Source organism: Buttiauxella sp. S19-1, assembly GCF_022134725.1.
GTDB classification, from domain to species: Bacteria; Pseudomonadota; Gammaproteobacteria; order Enterobacterales; family Enterobacteriaceae; genus Buttiauxella; species Buttiauxella ferragutiae.
In genome coordinates this window covers 1-5522 of sequence record NZ_JAHWLU010000188.1, presented here as the reverse complement: position 1 = coordinate 5522, position 5522 = coordinate 1, and the positions used below count along the sequence as shown (strand labels likewise).

The following is a 5522-nucleotide window of genomic DNA, read 5'->3' as shown; positions in this document are numbered from 1 at the left end:
CGTTTGCATCACCGCGCACATTAACCCCGTTACGGCCTCGTTTTCGGGATGGCTTTTTGCTATTTTCGCTTGCGTAAATCATCTCTTCACGAGGCACTATGGAAAAGCAAAACTACAATCACCTCACCCGCACCTTCCAGCGTCTTTCCCGTTTCGGACACCTCTCAGCCATCGCTGGCTGGGATATGTTCACCAATATGCCACCCAATGGCAGCACCGCCCGCGGCGAAGCGCTGGCGGAACTCAGCGTTTTGCAACACCAAATCCTGACCGATAAAAAAATCGCCACGCTGTTACAGGCTGCGGTTCAGGAAGATCTCAATGATGTTGAACGCGCCAACCTGCGTGAAATGACCCGCCAATATCAGGAAGCCATTTTGCTGCCCGCCTCGCTGGTAGAAGAAAAATCGCTGGTCGGTACGCGCTGCGAGCATGGCTGGCGAACGCAGCGGCCCGCTAACGACTGGCAAGGGTTTGCCGCCAATTTGAAGGAAGTGGTTCGCGTTTGCCGTGAAGAGGCAAAACTGCGTGCCGATGCCAAAGGAAAATCCTGCTACGACGCGCTGTTAGATATTTACGAGCCGGGCATGACTAGCGCCAAACTCGATGTGCTATTTGGTGATTTACGTAGCTGGCTGCCTGATTTACTGCAAAAAGTCGTTGATAAGCAAGCGAAAGAATCGGTTATCACCCCAACCGGCCCATTCGCCACGCACGACCAGCGCGAATTGGGGCTGGAAACCATGAAGTTACTGGGTTTTGATTTTAACGGCGGCAGGCTGGATGTTAGTGCGCATCCATTCTGCGGCGGTGTGCCGGAAGATGTGCGCATCACGACTCGCTACGATGAAAGCGATCTGGTTAGCGCATTATTCGGCGTGATCCATGAAACCGGCCATGCCCGTTATGAACAAAACCTGCCGCGTGAATGGCTTGGTCAGCCAGTTGCTCTGGCACGTTCTACGGCGATCCACGAATCCCAAAGTCTGTTCTTTGAAATGCAGTTAGGGCGCAGTAAAGAGTTCCTGAAACTGCTGCTGCCAATGGTGACCACGCGCTTCGGCAAACAACCGGCGTTTGAAGCGGCGAACTTTATTGCGGTAAACCAGCGCGTTGAACGCGGATATATTCGCGTTGATGCCGATGAAGTCAGCTATCCGGCCCACGTCGTTTTGCGCTACGAAATTGAACGTGCGCTCATCGATGGCGAAATCGAAGTTGAAGATATTCCGGCACTTTGGGATGAGAAAATGCAGCACTGGCTGGGGCTGTCTACCAAAAACAACTTCCGCAACGGCTGCATGCAGGACATTCACTGGACGGACGGCGCGTTTGGCTACTTCCCGTCATACACGCTGGGCGCAATGTATGCAGCACAACTGTTCAACGCCGCCAAACTCGCCTTGCCGCAGCTTGAAGCCGATATTGCCGAGGGCAACTTCAGCGCACTGTTCGACTGGTTACGCCAGAATATCTGGCAGCACGGCAGCCGATTCACCACTTCAGAGCTGATCACTAATGCAACGGGTGAAGATCTCAACCCGCTGTATTTCCGTAAACATTTGGAAGCTCGTTACTTGTAAGCCACCAAAGCCGGGGAACTTTCCCCGGCTTTGTACAAACCGTTACACGCCGACACCAATCACTCACTGAAGCCATTGATCCACGAGTTTATAGTTCATCTCAACGGCCCCTCAGGGGTTCAAACATAAACAAATTTGAGGATGTCGAGATGAATAAAGTATTAGCTCTGGTTGTAGTCGCTGCAATGGGTCTGTCCTCTGCCGCTTTCGCTGCTGAAACGACTGCAACTGCAGCGCCAGTTGCAACTTCTGCGGCTAAAGCACCTGCTGCCACCACTACTCATCATAAAAAACACAAAAAAGCAGCAACCGAGCAAAATGCTCAGGCAGCTAAAAAGCACCATAAAAAACCTGTAGCGAAAGCTGATGCTGCGAAACCTGCTGCACAGAAAGCGCAAGCTGCTAAAAAACACCACAAAAAACCTGTAGCAAAAACTGAAGCGGCTAAACCAGCTACTCAGCCAGCAGCATAAGGTTGTCGGGGCAATCCCGAAAGCATAGCCACACTACAAACACCCGGCTCGCCGGGTGTTTACTTCCGGAGTCTGGATGATGTTGCGACGCTATAGTTTTGAAATCATCCTCACGCTGCTCATTCTTTGCGGCATTATTACGCTAAGCTTCTGGCTGTAATGACTTTTTACTCCCACTTTCTGTGCTACCCGTCTATAGTTAATCCATTCACAGGTTCTATATATACCCCTGCAGCTTGAAGGATGACGGGTATAAAAATTAAAATTAATCGCCCCATCAGAGAGTGATATGCGCAAAAAAGTGGTGTTGTTGTTAGGCGTGCTGTGTTTTTTACCTGCCCTTTCCCATGCAGATGACGAGAGCACTGCTGACGTCAAAACGCTGTTCTTTGGTAAGGATGACCGCACACGTGTCGCCGATTCAGCCAGTTCCCCGTGGGATGCCATTGGTCAGCTTGAGACTGCCAGCGGTAATTTATGCACTGCGACCTTAATTTCCCCCCATCTGGCGCTAACCGCAGGACATTGTTTGCTGCAACCGCCGCGCGGGACTCCTGACAAAGCGATTGCTTTGCGGTTTGTTTCGCAGAAAGGAAAGTGGCGTTACGAGATTCATGATATTGAAGGGCGAGTAGAATCCACGCTGGGGCGTCGGTTGAAACCTGACGGCGATGGCTGGATTGTGCCATCTAATGCGGCACCTCACGATTTTGGCCTGATTGTGTTGCACAACCCGCCTTCAGGCATCACGCCGTTGCCGCTGTTTGAAGGCGACCGTGATGCGCTCACCGAAGCGCTGAAAAACCAGGACCGTAAAGTCACGCAGTCGGGTTATCCGGAAGACCATCTCGACGATCTCTACACGCATAATGATTGCCAGATAACCGGTTGGGCGCAGAAAACGGTGTTATCACACCAGTGCGACACTTTGCCTGGTGACAGTGGTTCGCCATTGATGCTGAAAACAGAAAACGGCTGGCAATTAATCGCCGTACAAAGTTCGGCTCCTGCGGCTAAAGACCGCTATCGCGCCGACAACCGGGCGATCTCAGTTACCGGTTTTCGCGAGCAGTTACAGAAATTAGCTAGTCAATGATGACACCGCCCGGCACTCATGCCAGGCGGCTTTTCTTTTACGCCAGTTTGATGAGCACCATACCCGTAAGCAACAGAACCAGCCCTATCCATCCTTTACGGTTGAGGCGTTGACCAAACAAAATCCAGCCCGCCGCTACGGTGGCGATAATACCGAACCCGCCCCACAACGCGTAAGCCACCGACAATTCGATACCTTTCACCGCCTGAGACAACGCGCTGAAGGCCGCCAGTACCGCACACAGAGAGAGCACGCCGTAACCAAAACGACGGAAACCATCCGAGTGTTTCAGGAAAATGTTGGCGACAATTTCCAACACAATTGCCGCCAGTAACCATAATGCGTGAATCCATTCAAACGACTGCATGTTCGCTACCCTTTATTGGTTTCCTGGCGCTTTCTTTCTTGGTCGCGGTACCTGATTTAATCAGCGCGATCCCGACCACCAGCGTCGTGAGTCCAATTATTTTTAGCAATGAGATTGACTCATCAAACAGCAGCACACTGAATAAAGTAATAAATAAAATACCGATACCTTCCCACATAGCGTAAGCCACGCCGAGGGCGATTTTTTTCACCGAGAATGATAATAAAATATAAGAAAGTGTGATCATTAACAGCATGAAAATATAACCGAGGTTATCATCGCTAACACTCGACCATTTCATTGATAAAGTGCCGGTAATTTCCGCAGCAATGGCTAATGCTAATAATATCCAATAGATCATGATTCCTCTCCTGACAGAGAAAATAGCTGTACGAAAGCTTTAAAATAAAATGTGTGTATTTTTTCCCTAAATAATTCGAGTTCCAGCAAAACATGCAGACGCAGCTGGGGCGCGAAATATGACGGGATAAGCAGGAGAGCGGATCTAAAGCGCGTTGCGCCAGTGCTGTTCACCGCAAAGTGAATAAGCAAAAGTAAACGAGGGTGTTTGATGGATTTCTGACGTGTGGAGCAGCTTGTTGGTAAGCATAATGTCCATAGTTTTCACAACGTATCCGCGTTGTTGCTTCTCATCAGTTGCGGATAGTAAATTGTCCTCAGTAGCTAAAGATTGCTAATTTGTAGCATATGAAAGAATATTCTCAACCTCTCTTTTCAATTCTTTACGATGATTTGCCAAAAAAATAACGGTGTATTAGTCAGTTGCGCCCCCGTATTATACCCATAATTAAGGAACGAATTATTGTGAAGGAGATCGTCAATAGTGGCAAAACCCATTATTACGTTAGGTGGATTAAAAGTCGTCCTCATGTTCGGGATGCTGGTCATCATCCTGGCAGGAATAAAAGTGGCGGCCGATATGATCGTTCCGTTTATTCTGGCGCTATTTATTGCCATCGTGGTCAACCCGATGATCCGTCGTCTGGAGCGCATTCATGTCCCACGTGTGCTGGCGATTACCCTGGTGATTTCGGTGATTATCTTCCTGGTTGTACTGCTGCTGGCCTATCTTGGCACCATTCTCAATGAACTGACACGCACCGTGCCGCAATACCGTGCCTCGTTTATTTCCCCTCTGCAGGCAATTGACCCGTGGCTGCAACGGGCCGGAATCAAGGTGTCAGTGGATGAACTGTTCAAGTATATCGACCCGAATTCAGCGATGACGCTTGCCACACGTCTTATCACCCAGCTTTCTAATGCTATGTCATCGATCTTTTTACTGCTGCTGACCGTGATATTCATGCTGATAGAAGTGCCACAGCTGCCAATAAAACTTCAGCAATTAATGTCCCGTCCCGAAGTCGGCATGGTCGCGATTCAGCGAGCATTAGACAGCGTAAGCCATTATCTGGTGCTCAAAACTGTGATTAGCCTGGTCACCGGCCTGGTAGTCTGGATAATGCTCATCATGTTAGATGTGCATTTTGCCTTCGTCTGGGCGCTTCTCGCCTTCTCACTCAATTACATTCCTAACATCGGTTCGGTACTGGCAGCGATCCCGCCTGTCGCGCAAGTATTGGTCTTCAGTGGCTTGTATGAAGCATTACTGGTGGTTGCCGGTTATCTGGCTATCAACCTGGTGTTTGGCAATATCATCGAGCCACGCATGATGGGCAGAGGGCTGGGGCTATCGACTCTGGTAGTGTTCTTGTCGTTGATTTTCTGGGGTTGGCTACTGGGGCCGGTAGGTATGCTGTTGTCGGTACCACTGACGATTGCGGTGAAAATCGCGCTGGAGCAAACCGAAGGCGGCAAGAGTATCGCCGTGTTGTTGAGTGATGTCACAAAAAGCTAATCAGCCAGAGCCGTTCGCCATTGGGGAGCGGCTCTGAGCAAAGTTTACAGGGTGTAACCCGGTTTTTTAGCCAGCGTATCCAGAGCTGGGGCGATCTCTTTATCGTAAACATCCTCTTTCCAGC

The 5522-nt window shown here is 49.9% G+C and carries 6 protein-coding genes; 4 read left to right on the top strand and 2 right to left on the bottom strand.

Annotated elements, in window-relative coordinates; all coding sequences use genetic code 11:
* The first annotated feature begins 98 nt into the window (after positions 1-98).
* The 3 genes from MES37_RS23310 (at position 99) to MES37_RS23300 (ending at position 3152) form a co-directional block, all read left to right on the top strand.
* On the top strand, positions 99-1583 hold the full coding sequence (locus MES37_RS23310; RefSeq protein WP_121815568.1) for a carboxypeptidase M32: 1485 nt from the start codon (positions 99-101) through the stop codon (positions 1581-1583).
* Between the two features lie 149 nt (positions 1584-1732).
* Entirely contained in the window at positions 1733-2056 is a 324-nt protein-coding gene (asr, locus tag MES37_RS23305; RefSeq protein ID WP_237932736.1) for an acid resistance repetitive basic protein Asr, read from the top strand.
* Positions 2057-2345: 289 nt separating this feature from the next.
* Positions 2346-3152 (top strand): trypsin-like serine peptidase, encoded by an 807-nt coding sequence (locus tag MES37_RS23300; protein WP_064547281.1) that lies wholly within the window; start codon positions 2346-2348, stop codon positions 3150-3152.
* 37 nt (positions 3153-3189) lie between these two features.
* On the opposite strand, the gene mdtI is transcribed toward MES37_RS23300, so the two are convergent.
* Both mdtI and mdtJ read right to left on the bottom strand, forming a co-directional pair.
* A complete protein-coding gene (gene mdtI, locus MES37_RS23295) occupies positions 3190-3519 on the bottom strand; it encodes a multidrug/spermidine efflux SMR transporter subunit MdtI (protein WP_064547282.1) in 330 nt (109 codons plus the stop codon).
* The gene (mdtJ, locus tag MES37_RS23290) at positions 3506-3883 is read right to left on the bottom strand and encodes a multidrug/spermidine efflux SMR transporter subunit MdtJ (protein WP_083963401.1); all 378 of its coding nucleotides are present in this window, start codon (positions 3881-3883) and stop codon (positions 3506-3508) included. The genes mdtI and mdtJ overlap by 14 nt, the downstream gene beginning before the upstream one ends.
* Before the next feature lie 480 nt (positions 3884-4363).
* Here mdtJ and MES37_RS23285 point away from each other — a divergent pair, with 480 nt between their 5' ends.
* Positions 4364-5398 carry an AI-2E family transporter gene (locus tag MES37_RS23285; protein ID WP_064547286.1) on the top strand — a complete coding sequence of 345 codons (1035 nt, stop codon included), beginning with the start codon at positions 4364-4366 and terminating at the stop codon, positions 5396-5398.
* Positions 5399-5522: the final 124 nt, after the last annotated feature.

Coding starts and splice junctions, on each gene's coding strand:
- mdtI (WP_064547282.1), bottom strand. CDS start 3,519: ATGCAGTCGTTTGAATGGATTCACGCATTATGGTTACTGGCGGCAATT.
- asr (WP_237932736.1), top strand. CDS start 1,733: ATGAATAAAGTATTAGCTCTGGTTGTAGTCGCTGCAATGGGTCTGTCC.
- MES37_RS23300 (WP_064547281.1), top strand. CDS start 2,346: ATGCGCAAAAAAGTGGTGTTGTTGTTAGGCGTGCTGTGTTTTTTACCT.
- MES37_RS23310 (WP_121815568.1), top strand. CDS start 99: ATGGAAAAGCAAAACTACAATCACCTCACCCGCACCTTCCAGCGTCTT.